Below are 19,252 nucleotides of genomic sequence, written 5' to 3'. Positions count from 1 at the left end.
CGGCCTTTAGGAAAGCGGTAACGCTAGCAGGCATTCTCTAACTCTTGTGGCAATCGGTCATTGAAGGCGCTGTTGACGCCGCAATCACGGCTGGTTATAGCGGCCATAATCTTGAGTCACAGACTCAAGATATAAATGCGATGAAGCATGAGGCCGGACCGCATGGAATATTGCCTTCTCTCCCCAGCACGATTGATCCCGACCGAAGAGGTGAATTTCGACAGAGTCGATGCATTACAAGCCCAAATCCTGAAAGTAGGTGCATGGACCGCACCAATAACGGCAGAAAAAGATGCCCTGTTCGTCATGGACGGCCATCACCGACTGACGGTTGCACATCGCCTCCAGCTCGCCAAGATACCGGTGGTCCTTCTCGACTACAATTCAGTGCGGTTGGAGAGTTGGCGCCCGGGTGAGGAGATCACCCCTGCGGAAATCTTCGAAATGGCGCGCAGCGGCCGCAAGTTTCCCTACAAAACAACACGGCACATCTTTGCCAAGAGCGTTCCGACATGTGATGTCCCCCTTGAGCTTTTGTGCAAGCCCGCTTCGTCAGAAATGGCGCCTCGATGCGCTTCCAGGGCGCTGTCATGAGCTTGCATTGCCACAAGGTCGGCTCTGACCTGCCGCCGATTTTACGATCGGCGACTGCGGACCTTCTCACCCGGCACGATCCACTTCTTCTGGACTGGGTTGCCCGTTTCGGCTCACCGCTCAATTTGGTCTGGCCGGACGCGTTACAGGACAACATGGCGGCGTTAAAAACCGCGCTGACGGAGGGCGGCGTCGAGCATGCGATCTATTATGGAGTGAAAGTCAACAAGTCGCCCGGCCTCATGCAGGCGGCGCTCAGCTCAGGCGCTGGGCTCGACGTCTCCAGTCTTTATGAACTTCGCGACGCAAGGCGTCTTGGGGCCAATGGTGCCAGGCTCGTGGCGACCGGGCCGGCGAAGACGGGCGCATTCCATCAAGAGCTCATTGATTGCAATGCGCTGATATCGGTGGACTCGCCCGAGGAGCTGGAAGAACTCGTCGTTCGCTTGCCGGCACATGCCAGTCCGCACCCGGTTCTCCTGCGGCTTCGGCCGCGGGATCAGAGCAAGAGCCGTTTCGGCATGCCGGCGGAGACCATCATTCCTTGCCTTGCCCGTATTGCACGGGAAAGCAGATTGCGCTTCGACGGGCTGCATTTCCATCTCAGCGGATATGGCTGGGAGACCCGCTTGGCAGCCCTGAACGAGGCCGCTGAACTCATTGCCGAAGCCCGAGCCATGAGACTTTCTCCGCGCATGATCGACATCGGTGGGGGTTTGCCGGTTCAATACGTCGATCAGTTGAAATATCAGGCGCATATCGCAGCTCAGACGCCGGAGGATTATCGTACCGGAAAAATACCGGGCTCGTTCTATCCCTACGGCAGCGCGCTCGCAGCGCCGGACTGGCTGCGCCGCCTCTTGCAGGCTGAGATGGGCGAAGGCCGCAGCGTCGCGACCTATTTTAGGCAGGAGCAGCTCGCTCTGGCAATGGAGCCGGGCCGCGCCTTGGCGGACCAGGCGGCCATTACGGTCGTTCGGGTAACCCGCGTGAAGTCCCTCGATGCGGGAACGTATGTCATCTTCGTTGAAGGCAGCAGCTTCAGCGCCTGCGAAACCTGGTTTGCCTCCGAGTTTCTGCTCGATCCGATTCTCGTGCCAGCCGCCAGACCGCTCTCCGTGTCTTCCCCAATCCGGGCCTATCTTGCCGGACATAGTTGTCTCGACGAGGACGTTCTCAGCAACAGGTGGCTGACCTTCCCCGTCACCCCGCAAGCCGGAGACCTCTTGGTCTTCGCCAATACTGGCGCTTACCAGATGGATCTTCTCGAAAACGAATTCCACCGCCACCCGATGCCCGTCCGCCTATGCGTCGTCGGGGACGCTAAAGGGCATCCCATCCTCATTCCCGACGCAATCGAAGAGGTTTAAATGCTGCACACGACCGTAACGCAATTGATCGGCCAGACTCCGGTAATGTCGATTGACGTGCCGAACCGCGAAGCCATCTTGGTACTGAAGATAGAGAAGAACAATCCCGGCGGCTCGATGAAGGACCGCATGGCACGCAGCATGGTTGTCGCCGCTCTCGACGATGGGCGCCTCGCGCCGGGAGGCACCATCGTCGAATCATCCTCCGGCAATACTGGCACCGGCCTTGCGCTCGCTGCACTGGAGTTCGGGCTGCGCTTTATCGCAGTGGTGGACCATCATGCGGCACCCGACAAGGTCCGCATGATGCGGGCGCTCGGCGCCGAGATCCGCTGCGTCGAAGGCGATTTTCGCGAGGACGAAGTCGCCGTCGTCGAGCGACAAAGGCTGGCCGCACAGCTAGGAGCCCAGCTTCCAGGCGCGTTGTTCATGAACCAATCCGACAATCCGGCAAATCCGGAAGGCTATGCCGGTCTCGTCGACGAGTTGCTGACCCAACTTCCGGACGGCATTGATGCCTTTGTCGGTTGCGTCGGGACAGGCGGCTCTATGACTGGGATCTCCCAGCGCCTCAAGCGCCACAACCCGGCCGTGCGCACGATCGCGGTCGAGCCGGCCGGATCGATTGTCTTCGGCAAGCCTGGGCATCCCTACTATCAATCCGGAACGGGAACGCCGGCAGGTGACGAGGTCGGTAAGGTGCTGGACTATGGCTGCATTGACGAGGGCGTCCAGGTCACAGACACCCAAGCCTTCGAGACTGCGCGCTACATCGCACGCAGCAAAGGACTGCTGGTGGGCGGTTCAACGGGCGGCGCCATCTACAAGGCGCTGGAGCTGATCGCCGCCGGCCAGCTGACAGGCACGGTCGTGACGACGGTGGCGGATGGCGGAGAGAAATATCTGGGTTCGATTTTCGACGACGAATGGATGGCGAAGCGCCGCCTTCTCGACCCGGCAATCGCCATCCAGCTGGATGGCTGGCTCTCCGGACGGGCGCGCGCAGCATGAAGGTGACCATTTGTGGCGCTGGCCGTACGGGCCACTTGAATGCGGTTCTGTTCAAGCAGGTTCCAGGCATTGAGGTTTCTGTCCTGACCACCTCCAGCACGGTCGCCGGGCGATGGGCAAGTGGCGACGATATCTGGCAAGCACAGACCCGGGACGATCGCATCGTGAGGGCCAGACCCGACCATGTCGGAACCGACCCTGCCAAGACGCTTGAGAATGCCGATATGGTCGTCATAACGCAGCCAGCCCAGGCGAGACCGGCACTCTTGCACCGAATCGCGCCGCATTTGCCTCGGGAAAAGAGCGTCTATGTCGGAGCAATTCCCGGCTTCTGTGGTTTCGATTGGCTCGCGGCAAAAGCGTTTTCAGAATGCGAGAATGTAGTGATCTGGGGCATGAAGGACGTGCCCCACATCGCCTTCGACCTGGTCGCGGGGCAGAAGGTGCGAATGGGTGGGGCCAAAGCAGAACTCTTTGTCGCTCTTCATCGTCGCGAAAGCGCTGCCAGCGGCTCAAGACTCACGGCAATGTTGAATCGCCTCTACGAAGCGCCCGTCACCCTCTTGCAAGACTACCTTGAGATCACTTTGACGCCAGGCAACGCATTGATGCATCCCGCAATCCTTTACACCCTCATCGGCCCTGGTGCACCCTTCGAGAACAGGCCATTCAACGAACCCCTGTGCTGGTGGAGCGATTGCCCCCAAGCAGGCGCCGAGCTCCTGGAAGCTTGCGACGCGGAGAATCAGGCGATCCGGCGGGCGAGTGAGGCGCGTCTCGGCATTGATTTGAGTTCCGTAAAGCCGCTTCAGCAGGAACTCTTGGAGGCCTATGGGAACCAGATCGCGGACGATCGGACTCTCTACACGCTTCTGCGCACAAATCGCGCCTACGCGGGCATCCGTGCTCCCCTCGTTGCCAACCCATATGGTCCGGGACTGATCGTCGATCGCGAAAGCCGCGCCTTCCATGAGGATATCGCATTCGGACAGGCCTTGCTCGTCACAATGGCGGAACGGCTCAATGTGGCGGTTCCCGCCATTGCCAAAACCTATCAATGGGCGCGCGAATACCATGGTGGATTGGCCGACGGAGCGCTCGACTATGTACCATCCGACTGGCCGGAGGCAGCTTAATGGACGAGAACATTTCTTCCGCAACAGATCAAATTGCGACAGGTGAGACAGAGCTTCTGGAGAAGGCGGCGTGCAATGCGATCAGCCGCCTGGTCCGCTGCCTGTTTGCGGAACGTCTGTTGGATCCGAATGCATTGTTGTGGGCTCATGACGGCAGGCAGGCTTGGTTTCCCCTTTGGGTTTCGCGGCGTGTGCTGCACTTTACCGACCTGTACCTTGCACCGGCCGGAACATTGCAAAATCGCGGGCAAGTCGAAGTACTGGACGGAACAGGCATCCGATACAGGATCGATGGTCCCGCCGCCCTGATGAGGGAGGTTGCGCCGTCTCTCGCCCTTACTCCTGCGCCCGACGGACTAGAGCACCTGCTCCGCGATGTGGACGATAGCATGCGCAACGACGTTCTCGCACGGCGCCATCGGGAACGCTGGAGCGCCGAGCTGCGCCAGAAAATCGCTAAGGCCGGAGCATCAGGTTTCCTTGCCTATCTCGAAGGAAACATGCCGCCGCACTTGGCGGCCATGACCCTCGACCAATGGGGTGCGCTTGAGGGCCACCCCTTCTATCCGACCTGGAAGGCAAAGCCCGGCCTGCCGCCCGAAGAGGTTATTGCATTATCACCGGAGTTCGGCGCCCGTGTGCGGCTTCGCATCGCTGCGTTGCGCACCGACTGGACCTATGTGGAGAAGATGCCGCATGTGGAAAGCTATTCGGGATGGTTTTCGAAGAACTTTCCCGACCTCTGGCAAGACTGGACCGACGGCCTGAGAGAACGCGGGAAACTACCCGAAGACTGGATTCCTTTCCCTGTCCACGCATGGCACCTGAAGAATTTTGTTGATCGCGAGTTCGCGCCCGAGATCGCGGCGGGTGTTTTCGACCCGCAAGGCCCGGAGATCGTCACGCTGCCATCCATGTCGTTTCGCACGATGCTGCCGGAGACAGAGGCGCCGAGACCTTTCATCAAGCTGCCGGTAGCCATCTGGATGACGAGCGAGCAGCGCACGCTGCAGGCCAAATCCATCCATATGGGCCCCCGCCTCAGCGCGCTGATTTCCGACATTCTCGCGAAGGAGGATGATCTCAAAAATGAGCTGGAGATTTTCACCGAAGAGCTGGGCGCCATTCTGCATCATCCGGACACGGGCGACGAGCATCCTGGCCGTTTCCTCTCGGTGGTGTATCGCCACACCGGTGCCCTGGCCCGCGGCGACGGCATGCTGCCCGTAACCGTCGCGGCGCTGCTAACGGCAAGCCCGCTGGACGGCCACCCTCTCATCTGCGAGCTCATCGCCAGAAATGGCAGCGAGAGCGAGGCGGCGGTTGCCGCATTCTTCCGCTGCTATGCGCGCACCGTCGTCCGCCCGGCGCTCGCCATGTATCTTCTCTACGGAATTGCTTTCGAGGCGCATCAGCAAAACAGCACGATTCTCTTCGACGATCACGGCCAGCCGCGGAAACTGCTGATCCGCGACTTCGGCGACGGGCGCAGTTTCGCGCCGCTCTTCAAGGAGCGCGGTTACGCGCTGAAGCCGTTCAGCCGCAAGGGGATTCTGCCGACGACATTTGACGACGACATCAGTCCCGTCCGCTCCTTCGTCCTCGATGCCTGCTTTGTCTGCCACCTTCATGAGATCGCCCTTTGCCTTACCGAGCACTACAAGCTTTCCGGCGACCTTCTATGGCGCATCCTGCGGGAGGAGACAGAAGAGGCGTTTCAGACGCTGCGGCCCCGGATGCTGTCTGATGCGTTCTGGCTCGCGGAGCGCGACGCTTTTCTTGAACAGTCTTGGCCGACCCGTTCGGTCCTGCGGATGCATCTGGAACGCTATCGCGATTATCGGCTCGAACACCAATTGCCCAACCCGCTGGCGGGGGCGCGATGACCAGTGCAGTCGCCGTCCTGCGCGGCTTCGGACCTGTCTTCGCGCTGCTGTTCGGCCTGCAATTCATTTCCATGGGCGCCATGGAAATGAGCGGCCCCTTCTGGCCGATCCAGATCAAGGCATTGAGCACTTCCGGAAGCATCTTCAGTCTCGCCGGAATCGGCGTCTATGTATGTCCGATGCTCGGCGTATCGCTGACGAGCGCCTTTTGGGGGCGCATGGGCGACCGCTACGGCAATCGGCTGATGATGGTCCGCGCCTTGGCGGGCCTGGCGGTCACGCAACTACTTGTCGCCTTCGCGAACGATGTGTGGACCATTCTGGCTCTGCGCTTCCTGCAGGGGGCGTGCGCCGGCTATATCGCCCCGGCCCAGGCCTATAGCGTGCAGATCACAGGCGGGCGCGATCGCGCGCGTCTCTTTGCCTGGCTCCAGGTGGCAACCAATGTCGGCTCTCTTGGTGGCGCCTTCCTGGGTGGCCTTATCCTTGATGCCTTGCCGTTCGCAGCCGTCAATCTCACCGCGGGCGTGATCTGTGCGCTCTGCGCCATTGTTGCCTGGGGTAGCTTGCCGGTACCGCCAGGAGGGGCGGGCTTCAAGGGCCCGGCAAAGCGGAGCACGGCGGGTCTTGCGCCATCGGCCGGCTTATCCGTGCCCGGACTCCTGGCACTGATGGGGATACTGCTGACAAGCAGGATGGTCCTGCAGGTGCCGTTTTCGCTCTTCATGTCGGAGGTCTACAGCGCTCATCATTGGGTCACCGGCTTAAGCTACGGGCTCATGGCGCTCGGTTTCGTGGTCACCGCGCCCTTGTGGGCACGGCTCTTCGAGGATCGCCCGCCGTCCTTTGTACTCGGATGGAGCGTGTTGATCACAGCCGGCTGCCTCGCGGTCACCAGTCTTGCCGGCTCGACCCGTGCCATCGGCCTATTCGCTACGCTCTATTTCGCTTGGGGCGCGCTGCTTGGAGGAACGACGCCGGTGCTGCTGTCCCTCGTTTCGGCAGCCACGCAAAGCGACCGGCAGGGATCGGTCCTGGGGCTCGCACAGAGCTGCCAGCAGATTGCTTCGGTCGTCGGGATCGTCGCCGGCGTTGTTGCCACGCAACGATACGGTCTCGAAATCGCATTCCCGCTCGTTGCGAGCCTTTATGGCCTATCTTTTTTAGTGGCGCTCTGCCTATGGCTCAAATCGCGCCCGCCATTCGACAAAGGAGAATTATCGTGAGGAAAGATCGTTCGCCCTTGCGTGCCGTGATCGCGGCTTTTGTGTTGATTGCACTAAGCCCGGCGATCATATTCGCCGGCGAACAGGCAACGCAAGCCCCGATCACTGTCACCGACATCGCCGGCCGTGAGGTGACAGTGAACGCGCCGGTCAAGCGGATTCTCCTTGGAGAGGGGCGGCAGCTTTATCTCATCGCCTCGCTCGACAAGGAAGACCCGTTGGCCCGCGTCGTCGGATGGCGCAATGATCTGGTCGAGGCCGATCCCGCCACCTACGCCCAGTATCTCGACGCCTTTCCCCAACTGGCGAAGCTTCCGGCCTTCGCAGGAAAGGAGAATGGGCTGATCGACATCGAATCGACGATCGTCCAGAAGCCCGATGTGGTGCTGCTTAATCTCGAAGCGATGAGGGCCAATCAGGACGTCAACTATATCGAGAGGCTGGCGGAGCTGAAGATTCCCGTCCTCTATATCGACTTCCGTCACGCCCCGCTGAAGAACACCGAACCGACCATTCGCCTCCTTGGCAAGATCATGGCGCGCGATACGCGCGCGGAAGAGATTATCGCTTTCCGGCATCAGGCCATGTCCCGCGTGAGCGATGTGCTCGCCCGTGCAAAGCCGCAACGCCCGAGCGTGTTCGTCGAACGGATCGGCGGGTATGCCGATGATTGCTGCCTGTCATTTGGGGCGGAAAACTTCGGCAAATATGTCGAGCTTGCTGGCGGCCACAATATCGGCAGCGACTTGCTTCCCTCCACCTTCGGGCAGCTCAACCCCGAGCAGGTAATCGCCGCCGATCCTGAGCAGGTGGTGGTTACCAGCGCCGACTGGGAAGCCTATGTCCCAGGTGGCAAGTGGATCCCGCTCGGCCCGGGCGCCGATCCCGAGGTGACCCGCAAGAAGCTCGAATGGTTCACCACCCGTAGCGCCTATACCGGCATCACCGCGCAGAAAACGCAAAATTTCCACGGTATCTGGCACCAGTTCTACAACAGCCCCTATGAGTTCTTTGCGGTCCAGCAACTGGCGAAATGGTTCCATCCGGACCTGTTCGCCGATCTTGACCCGGACGTGACATTTGCGGAATACCACCGCCGCTTCCTGCCTATCCCCTATCGGCCGGGCTATGCCGTCAGCCTTTCTGACAGGGCGAATTAGACAGGAACCAGCCGCGCAAACGGCTTTCCGCGGGCGAGGCTCTTGATATTAGGAGAGCCTCTCCTTGTCTCTTCATTGTCCACAACGCAAGCTGAAGCGAAGATTGCTTCCCCATAGCCGCAAGTGGCTGATCGGCAATAAGCTCTTACGTGTTTGGGTCCGGTCAGTCGAGCTCCAAACGGCCGAAGCGCCGGCATTTGGCCAGCGCTTCGGTGCGTATCACTAAGATGGTTCGTCCGTCGGCGGCGGCACTCACCGCGCCGTTAAAAATCCGTCGTCATCGAAACCTTCACCGTCAGCGGTGCTCCCTGCGAGATCGTGCCGAAGCTCGCAACGCCGGACCAATAATCGAGGTCGAAGACATTCTCGACTTCGGCGCGGAAGGTAACAGGCTTTTCGTTGATTTCGGTGTGATATCTGGCGCCGAGGTCAAGGCGCGTCCATGAGGGGATCGTCTGTGTATTCGCCGCGTTGACGAACTGCTCGTCCGTGTGGATGACATTGCCGGCAAGCGTCAGGCCGGGCATGAAGGGCGTATCCCATTCCGCTCCCACATTGACCTGCACCGACGGCACGCCAATAGGGGTATTGCCTTGGGTTGTTGCGCTGTTCGTTTTCGTCAACTCGCCATGAATGAAGGTCACACCGCCAAGCACCCGGACCTCAGGCGTTACTTCGCCGAAGATGCTGAGCTCCACGCCGCGGTTGCGCTGCTCGCCGCCTTCGATGAAGACGAGGTCACCGCCGCGCGTCTCAAGCTGACCGAAGGGCTTTTCGATCTGGAACGCGCTGACGGTTACCGCCACCCGTCCGAGGTCGACTTTCGTGCCGATTTCGTATTGTTTGGACCGATAGGGAGCGAGCGTCTCGCCGGCGTTGATGGCTGTCGTGGGAGCGGTGTCGCCGACGCTCAGGCCTTCGACATAGTTGGCGTAGAGGGCGACGTTCTCCCACGGCTTGACGACAATACCAGCAAGTGGGGTCACTGCGGCCTCATCGGAAGAGCTGGTGACGTCGCCTGTCACCGGACTAAAGTTTTCGGTATCGACATTTTGCCAGCGCCCACCCAGCGTCAACTGCACACGCTCGTCCAGCATTGACATCGTGTCGGAGAGAGCAAAACCGTAGAACGTGTTCTCGGACACTTTCGGCACGTGGCTCGGTTGCGGCACCTCCTGTTCGGGGCGGGGAAGCGGATCAAAGAGGTTGGTGAGTTGCGCGGTTCCCGAGTTCGAGCCCCGGTTGAGCGTCTGCTGGAGACCGCTGACCTGGAACGTGACGGCATGTTGCACGGCCTCCGTCTCGAACGCAGCCCTTATGCCTGTCTCGGCCGTGAGCCGGTCGACATCGAAAATGAAATTCTGCGGCGTAATGCTGACGTCGCCGGCGGAGTTCAGAATGGTTGGCGTGCCGAAAAGACGCTCGACGCGCGAATTGCCGCCGCCAACGGCACCGAACACTGTCACGGTGTCACTGAGATCATATTCGATGCGCCCCAGCCAGGACAGGTCCTTGCTCTTCGACCACTCCCAAGGTTCCTGAACATTTGACCGGCCATCTGGCGCGTCTGGAATTTCTATGCCGGCCATCGGAAAGAACGGGCGCAGCGGAGCGTCGAAGTCTTCGCGCTGGCCAATGAAGTCGAGCGTCGCCCTTAGATCTTCGCCCTCGTAGTCGAGAGCGAGAGCGCCCACCGCAATGTCGCGCGACTGATTGTCGATCGGCGTATCGCCACCATGAAAACTGCCGTTGAAGCGCGCACCAAACTGGCGTTCCTCGCCGAAACGGCGGCTCAGGTCCAGATGGCTGCCGCCGTAAAGATCCGAAGCATAATCGGTCGTCACCCGCGTCAAGTCGACGTCTGAAGCGCGCTTCGGCACAATGTTGATGGTGCCGCCGACACTGCTGTTCGGCGATATGCCGTAAAGAAGCGCCGTCGGCCCCTTAAGAACCTCCACGCGCTCTGCATAGTCCGTGAACAGGCGGTAGGTCGGAGCGACACCGAATACGCCGTCGAAGGCGACTTCGCCGAAGTTCCCCTCGTTGAGCGGGAATCCCCTGACATAGAAGGAATCGAGCATACCGCCGGACGCATGGGTGCTTCTCACCGATGGATCATTGGCCACGACATCGGCTACCGTCTGAGCGCCCTGATTTTCGATCGTCTGCGCTGTGTAGCTGGTAATGTTGAACGGCGTATCGATGAAGTCTCGGTTGCCGACCAATCCAATGCGACCGCCGCGCGCCACCTGTCCGCCCGGATATCCGTCCGGAGCGGTGCCCATCGTCGATGTCGAAGACCCCGCCTTGATCTCGATGCGCTCCAGCGCCGTGGCATCTTGCGCCAGTGCGGCGCGACTTACCGTCGCCAGCAAAACAGTCAGCAGTCCTACACGCAGTTCCATACACAGCCCCTCTCATGCGCGGACCAATCAAACACTCCGCCTGCCTCGACAGGTGCAAGATGCCGTTGGTTTGAGGGGTGTTAGATAACATGACTATGATTGTCAACATATTCGAAGGATCAGGCAATTTCGCTCCAAAGATTGGCGCGGCACAAGCGCTTTTCACTGCCGCTGGTCTTTGACTTCGGTCCGCGTCAGACCTTCACGATCTACCGAGTCTTTCACCTCGCGACCTTTTGGCGCCACCATGATCCGGCAAAGAGCCTCGTTCTGATGGCCGTTGCGGTAACATGCTTGACTATCTCGCCGTCTGGAAGCAGGTGCGGATCGAGGCAAACCGCCAGTTTGTGACGACCCTTGCGGTGCTTCCCGCTCATCTTTATCCCGCGCGTTCGATTGACGGTAATGGAGGAGCCGCTCGGTTACGCTGACTGCTGCTTATGCCTTCCCTCTAGTGTACTGCGTCGTGCCGGAACTAGGGCTCCCTTGGCAGCGCTACCCCTTCCGTCCCTTCATTGCTGGCTATTCGGGCGGCATTATCGTCGAGAATTGATACCAGTGACAGGCTGGCGCCGCTTCACCGCCGGCTTTCCCCAACTGCAATAGGGCGTGAGCCGGAACTGATGTCCGGGCTGTCTCAATGACATGACTCACGGCTTTGTGGCGCTATGAATGCCTGCGATGCGGCCTGACCGTACGATTTTCTATCCGGCCTGCCACCGAGAAGATCAGGAAATCGCTGTCCGTGTCGATCCTTTCTCCGTCCATCAATCTCACGACGTCGTCGACGCCCGAAACCGGATGGCGGTCGATTGACAGGAGATAATCGCCCTCCTGCAGCCCCGCCTTCTCGGCTGGGCCGCCCGGCTCGACGCGGCGAAGTCGGACGGCCGTCTTTTGCACGATGCCCGCTTCCAAAGCTATCCTTCGATGGAGCTCGACGGTGTCCGCAGCAATGCCGACATAGGCTCTGCGAACATGACCGAAGCGTAGAAGCTCGGAGACCACATGCTTTGCCGTATTGGACGCGACCGCGAACGCGATGCTTTGCGCGCCTTGGATGATCGCGGTGTTAACGCCGATCACCTCACCCGCAGACGACACCAGTGGACCGCCGGAATTGCCTGGGTTGAGTGCGGCATCGGTCTGGATGATGTCCTCCATCAAACGACCACTGGCCGCCCGCATCGACCGACCCAATGCGGATACTATTCCTGCCGTGACCGTCCATTCAAAGCCCAGAGGATTACCGATTGCTATGGCGATATGGCCGCGCTTAAGGCTTTTTGAGTCCCCCAGTTTCGCCCAAGCACCCGTCCAGTCGTTCGCGCGGATCAAAGCGAGGTCGGTATCAGCATCGCGTCCTAGCACCCTGCCCTCGACGACCGCTCCTTCCGGCGTGGTGATCCGGATATTCTTGGCGTCATCCACGACATGATTGTTGGTGACGACAAGGCCATCCGGCGAGATTGCAAAGCCCGATCCATGAGCGGCACGCCCACCGGCTCTTTCGATCCGACCGACCGCAGGGCCGACACGATCGACCGACGAAGACACTGCTAAAGAATAGGCATCCAGCAATCCGGTGTCCGAAGACGGCTGGATGTCGCGATCAATGATGCCCATTGAGAAACTCCTCGGACGCAGGATGCGTCACGTTGATGACCGGCAGCGTCTACAAAAGAGCAAGAAGCTGTCAGCTATAGGTTAATCGCAATCAAATGATGCTCGCGGCCATGTTAATCAAGCCACTGCCCAGCCCCACACATTCCGCCCTTCCGCCTCCAATTCAATCCCGGCGAGCGGCCACCGGCATTTCAGCGCCACAGCGCAATAAGCCCGCCGCTTCCGCCGGTAACGGGATCGGTGATTGGCGCGGCGAGGTTTTGAATCCGTTTCATTTGTTCCGGCGTTGGCTCGTCACGGCAGAGGTCATAATCGGCTCCAGCCGGATAGGCACCGACCACCAGGAAATCACTGCTTGCCGAAATCCGGCAATGGCCGGTTCCAGCAGGCAATACCGCCGCATCGCCGGCATGGACCTCGACCTTGAGGCCCGTCGGCCCCCCGAGCATCAACGTCGCCGAACCGATTGCAAAGCCCAGCGCCTCATGGGTTTTCGAATGATAATGATGGAACGGATAGACGCCATTTCGCCACATATTGCCCCAGCCGTTTCGTCCAAACAACGCTTCAAAGCCGGCTGCCCGGTCGTCACCATTCAGCACGCCGCGATAAAGCAGCAAGGGAAATGCCGGATTGTTCGGAATGACATTGCCGGGTTCAAGCCGGATTGCTTCGGGTTTCATATGTGCGCCTCCTCGTCCACTGAACGATAGTCGCCATTGCCGCCAGGGGTCCCGAAAATCTGGGGAACCAACCGCGCTTCGGGTAGTTGTGCATATGCATCTCGAATTCAACAGAAGCAGGAAAGGACACGTCCATGCCTTCCATCAGTTCTGCAAAAATTCTTGTTCTTGCAACTGACGGTTACGAGCGCTCCGAATTACGGGTACCGCAGGAGGAGCTGAAAAGGCGTGGCGCAACTGTCAAGATTGCCTCTATCAGGGAGGGCAGCATCAAAAGCTGGAGCAAAGGCGACTGGGGCGATAGCATCAGTGTCGACCTTCTGGCAAAGGAGGTAAAGGTTGCCGATTTCGATGCCCTCGTCCTGCCAGGAGGCCAGATTAACCCCGACAAGCTGCGCGCCGACGAGAATGCAATGCGCGTCGTCCGCGAATTCGTAAAATCCGGTAAGGTCGTCGCCGCCATATGCCATCCACCGTGGCTGCTTATCGAAGCCGATGCGTTGCGAGGCCGGCAGGCAACCTCCTACTGGTCGATCAAGACCGACGTGAAGAACGCCGGCGCCACCTGGAAAGATGAAAAGGTCGTGACCGACCAAGGCATCATCACCTCCCGTTCACCGGACGATCTGGACGCATTCGTAGCAAAGATCGTCGAAGAGATCGAGGAAGGCCGCCACGAGAAGCGAGCCGCTTGATAGGACCTCCTGTTCGCTGAGCCCGCGCACCCCTGCGCGGGCTCTTTTTTATGAGGCTTTGCGAACAGGCGTCTCCGCCGACTGCCGATCGCGAGACAGGAAATCGAGCAGTCGGTTCTCCGCCGCCCGTAGCCCCCACAATGGCTTAGCGGAACGCTGAATCCCCTCGCCTCCGGAATAGTCCTTGTCGGCGAGCGCGATGATGGAAGGGTGAATGTAACTTGAGCGCGAGATGGCCGCCGTGTTGTGCAAGACGGCGGCTGAAGCCTCCGCCATGTCCTTCACCGTCGGCCGCTTGCCCCTTTCGAGCGCATTGCGCGCAACGGCGAAGGCGGCGAGCGAGCCTGCCCACGTCCGAAAGGTCTTGGCGGTGATCGCAATACCTGAAATTTCTGCCAGGTAGCTATTCAGACGCCCGGAGTCGATCGGTTTCAACGTACCCGTCTCGTCCTTCCAAATAAAAAGCTGGCGACCGGGGAGGTCGGCGATTTCTTCCAGCATCCTTTGCAATCTGGGATGCCTGAGACTGCGCCGGACACGCTTTCCGCCCTTGGAACGAAATTTCAGTTCGATTCGGCCCTCCGTCAGCGTGATGTGCCGCTTCAACAGCGTCGTTGCACCATAAGTGCCGTTTTCCTTAAGATAGGCTTGGCTGCCGACGCGAAGATGTGCCTCATCGAGCAATGTCGTCAACGCCGCGAGGACACCGCGGACATTGTCCGCACCAACCTCAAGATCGCGCTGCACCTGCCGCCGTATCCTAGGCAAGGCGTGGCCAAAAGCGATCAGCTGATCGAATTTTGCGGTGCTGCGGAAGGACTGCCAATCCTTGTGATAGCGATATTGCTTTCGGCCCCGTGCATCAAATCCGGTCGCCTGCAAATGGCCGTTTTCCTTCAGACATATCCAGACGTTTTCGTATGCGGGAGGCAGCCCGAGTGCGGCGATACGGTGCTTCTGCTGCGGCTCGCAAACCAGCGAGCCGTCCGGTAGCCGATAACAGAAGCCTCGGCCCTTTCTCTGCCTGCTAATACCGGGTTCGGTGTCGCTCACATAAACCAGGCCAATGTCACTTAGGGCTTCAGCACTCATCGCTTTGTTCGATTGCTAACTGTTCCGCCGACCGAAGTGAAACCAACGCTGACGCTCAGTCTTTGTGGCATTCTTCGGCGGCACCGAGGCACCCTTCGGCGCAAAGACGGCAATGCTTTCACGGTAGACCATCACCGGGCTTTCCGGATCGAATACCGTGAAGGGATCGTCGGCACCAGTGTCGACCACCCGCTCCCACGTCTTGATGCCGTTCACTCCCGGAAGCGTGACTTCGCAATCACCGCCAGCATTGAACACCATGAAAAGACCATCCATCTTTTCCGCATCCGATGCGAGGACACTGCGTGACACGTAAACGCTCAGGACCCGCAAGTCGTTGTCGTTCCAGGCACCATCGTCCATGAAGTCGCCATCCGGTTTGTACCAGGCGATTTCGATCCGTCCGTCCTCTGCGGTTTCACCCGTCAGGAAGCGCTCCTGCCGAAGCTCCGGCTGCGCCTTACGGAAAGCAATCATCTTCTGACAGAAGGTCAGAAATGGATCGTCAAGCCCGCTCCAGTCGATCCAACCGATTTCGTTGTCCTGGCAATAGGCATTGTTGTTACCGCCCTGGCTGTTGCCGACCTCATCACCTGCAAGGATCATCGGCACGCCCTGGCTGAGCAGCAGCGTTGCCATCATGTTGCGCCGCCGCCTGCGGCGCGCGTTAGAGATATCGGCGTCGTCGGTCGCGCCCTCCACACCCATATTGTCCGAATGATTGTCGGAATGGCCGTCGCGGTTGTCCTCGCCGTTGGCCTCATTATGCTTGCCGTTGAAGGAGACCGTATCCATCAGAGTGAAGCCGTCATGAGCCGAAAGCAGATTGATGGACGATGTCGAGCCACGGTCCGAATGATTGAACTGCAACGCCGAGCCGGTAACGCGCTCTGCCATCTCCGACACCTGGCCACCGTCGCCTTTCCAGAAACGTCGAACGTCATCGCGGAATTTGTCGTTCCATTCGCGAAAGGGGTGGGGAAATCCGCCGACCTGATAGCCGCCTTCGCCGACATCCCAAGGCTCGGCGATCAGCTTCACGCCGGCAAGCATCGGATCTTGCCGAATCGCGCTGAAAAAGATGCCCTGCCGGTCGAATTCCATATCCTGCCGGCCGAGAGTGCTCGCCAGATCGAAGCGGAAACCGTCGATGTGCATGGCGCCAACCCAATAGCGCAAGCTGTCGAGCACCATGCGCATCACCATGGGATTGGCAACGTTCAGCGTGTTGCCGGTACCTGTCGTATCGAAGGTGTGGCGGGGATCGTCAGGCGAGAGAATATAGTAGCTTGCATTGTCGAGGCCGCGAAAGGAAAGCGTCGGACCTTTCTCGCTGCCTTCGGCCGTGTGGTTATAGACCACGTCCATGATCACTTCGATGCCGGAGGCATGGAACTTTCTCACCATCGTCTTGAACTCGGTGATCTTGTCGCTCGACATGTAGCGCGACTGCGGCGCGAAGAAGCCGAGCGTCTGGTAGCCCCAGTAATTGGTGAGATGCTTCTCTTCCAGATAGCGGTCGTTCGGAAAAAACTGGATCGGCAGCAATTCGACGGCCGAGACACCGAGTTTCGTCAGATGATCGATGATCGGGTCGCTGCACATGCCAAGAAAGGTACCGCGCAATCTGTCCGGTACCTTCGGATGCGTCATCGTCATACCGCGCACATGCGTTTCATAGATGACCGTTTCCGTCCACGGGCGCCGGATTGCCTCATCACCGTCCCAGTCGAAATCGGGATCCTGCACCACGCCCTTCACCATGAAGGGCGCGCTGTCGCGCTCGTCGAAGGAGAGATCGTCCTTTCCGATCGTATAACCGTAGAGCGCATCGTTCCATTTGAGATCGCCAATCACCTGCTTGGCGTAGGGATCAAGCAGAAGCTTGTTGGGATTGAAACGGTGGCCGTTTTCTGGATCATAGGGTCCGCTTACGCGATAGCCATAAACGGTGCCCGGCTTCACACCGGCGATATAGCCCGACCAGATATCGCCCTCGCGCTTGGGCAACGGCATGCGTGCCGTTTCCTTTTTGCCGTCGTCGGAAAAGAGACAAAGATCGATCTGCTCGGCGTGAGCGGAATAGACAGCAAAATGAGTCCCGGTCCCGGTATATTCGGCGCCCAGTTCCGGCTTCATGAAGTCGAGTTCGGAAAAAGAAAAACTCATAATCACTCCGCTCGGTGGATCGCCAAGCGGGAAACGTTACCGCAGTGCGAAAGTTCCCTGCGTCGGCGCCAAGGGCGCTACGGCATGAGCTGGCCGCCATTCACCTCGATGATCTGGCCGGTGATGTAGCCTGAGAGCGTCGGCGACGCGAGGAACAGATAAGCACCGACGCAGTCTTCCGATGTACCGACAAAGCCCATCGGAATGGTTTTGCGCTGCATCTCCATCTGTTCGTCGTTGGTATAGCGCTCGTGGAACGGCGTTGCGATGACGCCCGGTGCGACGGCGTTGACGCGGATGCGGTCGCCGACGAACTCCTTGGCATGCCCCCGCGTGATCGTCGAGACGAAGCCTTTGGAGGCCGCATAAAGAATCGCACCGTTGCCGCCGCCATTTCGTGCAGCGATCGAGGTGGTATTGATGATGAAGCCGCCCTGCTTCTTAAGCCAGGGATGCGCGGCGCGCGTTGCGGCAAGAACAGAACGGGCATTCAGATCCATTACCTTGGCATAATGCTCGTCGGTATATTCCGCAGTCGGCTTACGGCCAAGCATGCCGCCAGCATTGTTGATGAGGCCATCGAGATGTCCGAAGGTCTTAGCGGTCTCCCCTACAACGCGTTCGGTCTCGCCTTCCTTTGAAACGTCGCCCTGCACCAGATGCACAACGGTACCAGTCGCTCTGATCTCCTCGGCAAGCTTTTCGGCCGGCTCGCGGCTTGCATTGTAGTGGATGCCAACCTTCATGCCCTGCGCCGCGAACGCCCGGGCAAGAGCCGCACCGATACCGGTCGATGCACCGGTGATCAGCACCGCTTTGCCGTTCAGGTCAGGTATTTTTATGGACGCGAGTGATTGAGCAAGATTAGCCATGGCAGCAGAAGCCTCCCGAAAAGACATGAAATAGATAGTGAAATGGATTTGACGAGCGTCTTAGCAGGCGAAATTGCGGATGGACAACGCACGAAAGCGAGAACCGCTGTGCGCCGTCAAACTCTTTCGAGAGCTATCGCAATCCCTTGGCCGACGCCGATGCACATCGTCGAGAGCGAATAGCGCCCGCCCGATTCGACAAGCTCCAGCGCAGCCGTTCCGGCAATGCGCGCCCCCGACATGCCAAGCGGATGGCCGAGCGCGATGGCGCCCCCATTGCGGTTGACGCGGGGATCGTCATCGACAATCCCAAGTTCGCGCAGCACGGCCAGCCCCTGCGAAGCAAAGGCTTCGTTCAGCTCGATGACATCGAACTGATCCTCCGTCATGCCGAGTCGCGCCATCAGCTTGCGCGATGCCGGAACCGGTCCGATCCCCATGACCCGCGGCGGCACGGCGGCGGCAGCACCGCCCAGGATACGCGCGATCGGCCTCAGGCCATGCTTCCGCGCCGCTGCTTCGGAGGCCAAGACCAATGCCGCGGCGCCGTCGTTGACGCCAGATGCATTGCCCGCCGTGACTGTGCCGCCTTCCTTCTTGAATGGCGTGCCAAGCTTTCTTAGGGCCTCCATCGTCGTTGCGCGCGGATGTTCATCCTTCTCGATGACCATGGGGGCGCCCTTGCGCTGTGGGATCACGACTGTCGTGATCTCCTTCGCCAGCCGGCCGTTTGCCTGAGCGGCGGCGGCCTTAGCCTGCGAACGCAGTGCGAAGGTATCCTGATCCTCGCGGCTGACATTGTAATCCTCGGCGACGTTCTCGCCCGTTTCCGGCATGGAATCGACGCCATACTGATTCTTCATTAGCGGGTTGATAAAGCGCCAGCCGATCGTCGTGTCGTAGATTTCGGCATTGCGTGAAAAGGCCGTGTCCGCCTTCGGCATCACGAATGGTGCGCGCGACATGCTCTCCACGCCGCCTGCAATCATCAGTTCCGCCTCGCCGGCGCGAATGGCGCGCGCCGCGGCGATGACGGCATCCATGCCCGAGCCGCAGAGCCGGTTGATCGTCGTCCCCGGGACTGCAATCGGAAGGCCCGCAAGTAGCAGCGACATCCGCGCCACGTTACGATTGTCCTCGCCGGCCTGGTTCGCGCAGCCGAAAATGACGTCGTCGGCGGCCTCCCAGTCGATCGATGGGTTACGCTGCATTAGTGCTTTGAGAGGCACAGCCCCGAGATCGTCCGCGCGCACTGATGACAGAGAGCCGCCGAAACGGCCGATCGGCGTGCGGATATAGTCGCAGATATAGGCGTCGCTCATGGTCT

At 59.7% G+C, this 19,252-nt stretch carries 15 protein-coding genes; 8 read left to right on the top strand and 7 right to left on the bottom strand.

What is annotated here, in order from left to right:
* Window positions 1-162: 162 nt before the first annotated feature.
* From RGR602_RS27695 to RGR602_RS27665, 7 genes are read left to right on the top strand one after another with little or no spacing between them, the layout of a single operon-like run.
* Window positions 163-594: a ParB N-terminal domain-containing protein gene (locus RGR602_RS27695; RefSeq protein WP_040116527.1), complete on the top strand. Its 432-nt coding sequence runs from the start codon at window positions 163-165 to the stop codon at window positions 592-594.
* On the top strand, window positions 591-1,964 hold the full coding sequence (locus RGR602_RS27690; protein WP_040116526.1) for a Y4yA family PLP-dependent enzyme: 1,374 nt from the start codon (window positions 591-593) through the stop codon (window positions 1,962-1,964). Before RGR602_RS27695 ends, RGR602_RS27690 begins: the two co-directional genes overlap by 4 nt.
* Window positions 1,965-2,975 carry a cysteine synthase family protein gene (locus tag RGR602_RS27685; protein ID WP_040115230.1) on the top strand — a complete coding sequence of 337 codons (1,011 nt, stop codon included), beginning with the start codon at window positions 1,965-1,967 and terminating at the stop codon, window positions 2,973-2,975. It begins immediately after the preceding gene.
* Window positions 2,972-4,111 carry an NAD/NADP octopine/nopaline dehydrogenase family protein gene (locus RGR602_RS27680; RefSeq protein WP_040115228.1) on the top strand — a complete coding sequence of 380 codons (1,140 nt, stop codon included), beginning with the start codon at window positions 2,972-2,974 and terminating at the stop codon, window positions 4,109-4,111. Before RGR602_RS27685 ends, RGR602_RS27680 begins: the two co-directional genes overlap by 4 nt.
* Window positions 4,111-5,997: an IucA/IucC family protein gene (locus RGR602_RS27675; RefSeq protein ID WP_040115227.1), complete on the top strand. Its 1,887-nt coding sequence runs from the start codon at window positions 4,111-4,113 to the stop codon at window positions 5,995-5,997. Before RGR602_RS27680 ends, RGR602_RS27675 begins: the two co-directional genes overlap by 1 nt.
* Complete coding sequence (locus RGR602_RS27670) at window positions 5,994-7,223, top strand: MFS transporter (RefSeq protein WP_040115226.1); 1,230 nt, start codon at window positions 5,994-5,996, stop codon at window positions 7,221-7,223. The genes RGR602_RS27675 and RGR602_RS27670 overlap by 4 nt, the downstream gene beginning before the upstream one ends.
* Window positions 7,220-8,383, top strand: coding sequence for an ABC transporter substrate-binding protein (locus tag RGR602_RS27665; RefSeq protein WP_040115225.1), 1,164 nt, complete (start codon window positions 7,220-7,222; stop codon window positions 8,381-8,383). Before RGR602_RS27670 ends, RGR602_RS27665 begins: the two co-directional genes overlap by 4 nt.
* Window positions 8,384-8,646: 263 nt before the next feature.
* On the opposite strand, the gene RGR602_RS27660 is transcribed toward RGR602_RS27665, so the two are convergent.
* The 3 genes from RGR602_RS27660 to RGR602_RS27650 form a co-directional block, all read right to left on the bottom strand.
* A complete protein-coding gene (locus tag RGR602_RS27660) occupies window positions 8,647-10,788 on the bottom strand; it encodes a TonB-dependent receptor (protein WP_040115224.1) in 2,142 nt (713 codons plus the stop codon).
* A 666-nt stretch (window positions 10,789-11,454) separates the two neighbouring features.
* Window positions 11,455-12,414 (bottom strand): S1C family serine protease, encoded by a 960-nt coding sequence (locus RGR602_RS27655; protein ID WP_040115223.1) that lies wholly within the window; start codon window positions 12,412-12,414, stop codon window positions 11,455-11,457.
* A gap of 191 nt (window positions 12,415-12,605) precedes the next feature.
* On the bottom strand, window positions 12,606-13,097 hold the full coding sequence (locus RGR602_RS27650; protein WP_040115222.1) for a cupin: 492 nt from the start codon (window positions 13,095-13,097) through the stop codon (window positions 12,606-12,608).
* A gap of 134 nt (window positions 13,098-13,231) precedes the next feature.
* Here RGR602_RS27650 and RGR602_RS27645 point away from each other — a divergent pair, with 134 nt between their 5' ends.
* Window positions 13,232-13,792 carry a DJ-1/PfpI/YhbO family deglycase/protease gene (locus RGR602_RS27645; RefSeq protein ID WP_040115220.1) on the top strand — a complete coding sequence of 187 codons (561 nt, stop codon included), beginning with the start codon at window positions 13,232-13,234 and terminating at the stop codon, window positions 13,790-13,792.
* A 48-nt stretch (window positions 13,793-13,840) separates the two neighbouring features.
* Here RGR602_RS27645 and RGR602_RS27640 read toward each other — a convergent pair whose 3' ends face one another.
* The 4 genes from RGR602_RS27640 to pcaF form a co-directional block, all read right to left on the bottom strand.
* Entirely contained in the window at window positions 13,841-14,884 is a 1,044-nt protein-coding gene (locus RGR602_RS27640; protein ID WP_040115218.1) for a DNA topoisomerase IB, read from the bottom strand.
* 15 nt (window positions 14,885-14,899) lie between these two features.
* Window positions 14,900-17,053 carry a glycogen debranching protein GlgX gene (gene glgX, locus RGR602_RS27635; protein WP_040115217.1) on the bottom strand — a complete coding sequence of 718 codons (2,154 nt, stop codon included), beginning with the start codon at window positions 17,051-17,053 and terminating at the stop codon, window positions 14,900-14,902.
* A 77-nt stretch (window positions 17,054-17,130) separates the two neighbouring features.
* Window positions 17,131-17,925, bottom strand: a complete 795-nt coding sequence (locus RGR602_RS27630; RefSeq protein ID WP_040115216.1) for an SDR family NAD(P)-dependent oxidoreductase — start codon at window positions 17,923-17,925, stop codon at window positions 17,131-17,133.
* Between the two features lie 116 nt (window positions 17,926-18,041).
* Window positions 18,042-19,247 (bottom strand): 3-oxoadipyl-CoA thiolase, encoded by a 1,206-nt coding sequence (gene pcaF, locus RGR602_RS27625; protein ID WP_040115215.1) that lies wholly within the window; start codon window positions 19,245-19,247, stop codon window positions 18,042-18,044.
* Window positions 19,248-19,252 lie beyond the last annotated feature (5 nt).

The organism is Rhizobium gallicum bv. gallicum R602sp (assembly GCF_000816845.1).
GTDB lineage: Bacteria > Pseudomonadota > Alphaproteobacteria > Rhizobiales > Rhizobiaceae > Rhizobium > Rhizobium gallicum.
Note: the sequence above shows the minus strand (reverse complement) of the source record. Positions and strands in the feature narration are given on the sequence as shown.

Bases quoted from the DNA above. Each gene is read 5' to 3' on its own strand.
- RGR602_RS27675 (WP_040115227.1), top strand. From the start codon at position 4,111: ATGGACGAGAACATTTCTTCCGCAACAGATCAAATTGCGACAGGTGAG.
- RGR602_RS27670 (WP_040115226.1), top strand. From the start codon at position 5,994: ATGACCAGTGCAGTCGCCGTCCTGCGCGGCTTCGGACCTGTCTTCGCG.
- pcaF (WP_040115215.1), bottom strand. From the start codon at position 19,247: ATGAGCGACGCCTATATCTGCGACTATATCCGCACGCCGATCGGCCGT.
- RGR602_RS27680 (WP_040115228.1), top strand. From the start codon at position 2,972: ATGAAGGTGACCATTTGTGGCGCTGGCCGTACGGGCCACTTGAATGCG.
- RGR602_RS27630 (WP_040115216.1), bottom strand. From the start codon at position 17,925: ATGGCTAATCTTGCTCAATCACTCGCGTCCATAAAAATACCTGACCTG.
- RGR602_RS27695 (WP_040116527.1), top strand. From the start codon at position 163: ATGGAATATTGCCTTCTCTCCCCAGCACGATTGATCCCGACCGAAGAG.
- RGR602_RS27655 (WP_040115223.1), bottom strand. From the start codon at position 12,414: ATGGGCATCATTGATCGCGACATCCAGCCGTCTTCGGACACCGGATTG.
- RGR602_RS27650 (WP_040115222.1), bottom strand. From the start codon at position 13,097: ATGAAACCCGAAGCAATCCGGCTTGAACCCGGCAATGTCATTCCGAAC.
- RGR602_RS27685 (WP_040115230.1), top strand. From the start codon at position 1,965: ATGCTGCACACGACCGTAACGCAATTGATCGGCCAGACTCCGGTAATG.
- RGR602_RS27640 (WP_040115218.1), bottom strand. From the start codon at position 14,884: ATGAGTGCTGAAGCCCTAAGTGACATTGGCCTGGTTTATGTGAGCGAC.
- RGR602_RS27660 (WP_040115224.1), bottom strand. From the start codon at position 10,788: ATGGAACTGCGTGTAGGACTGCTGACTGTTTTGCTGGCGACGGTAAGT.
- RGR602_RS27690 (WP_040116526.1), top strand. From the start codon at position 591: ATGAGCTTGCATTGCCACAAGGTCGGCTCTGACCTGCCGCCGATTTTA.
- RGR602_RS27645 (WP_040115220.1), top strand. From the start codon at position 13,232: ATGCCTTCCATCAGTTCTGCAAAAATTCTTGTTCTTGCAACTGACGGT.
- glgX (WP_040115217.1), bottom strand. From the start codon at position 17,053: ATGAGTTTTTCTTTTTCCGAACTCGACTTCATGAAGCCGGAACTGGGC.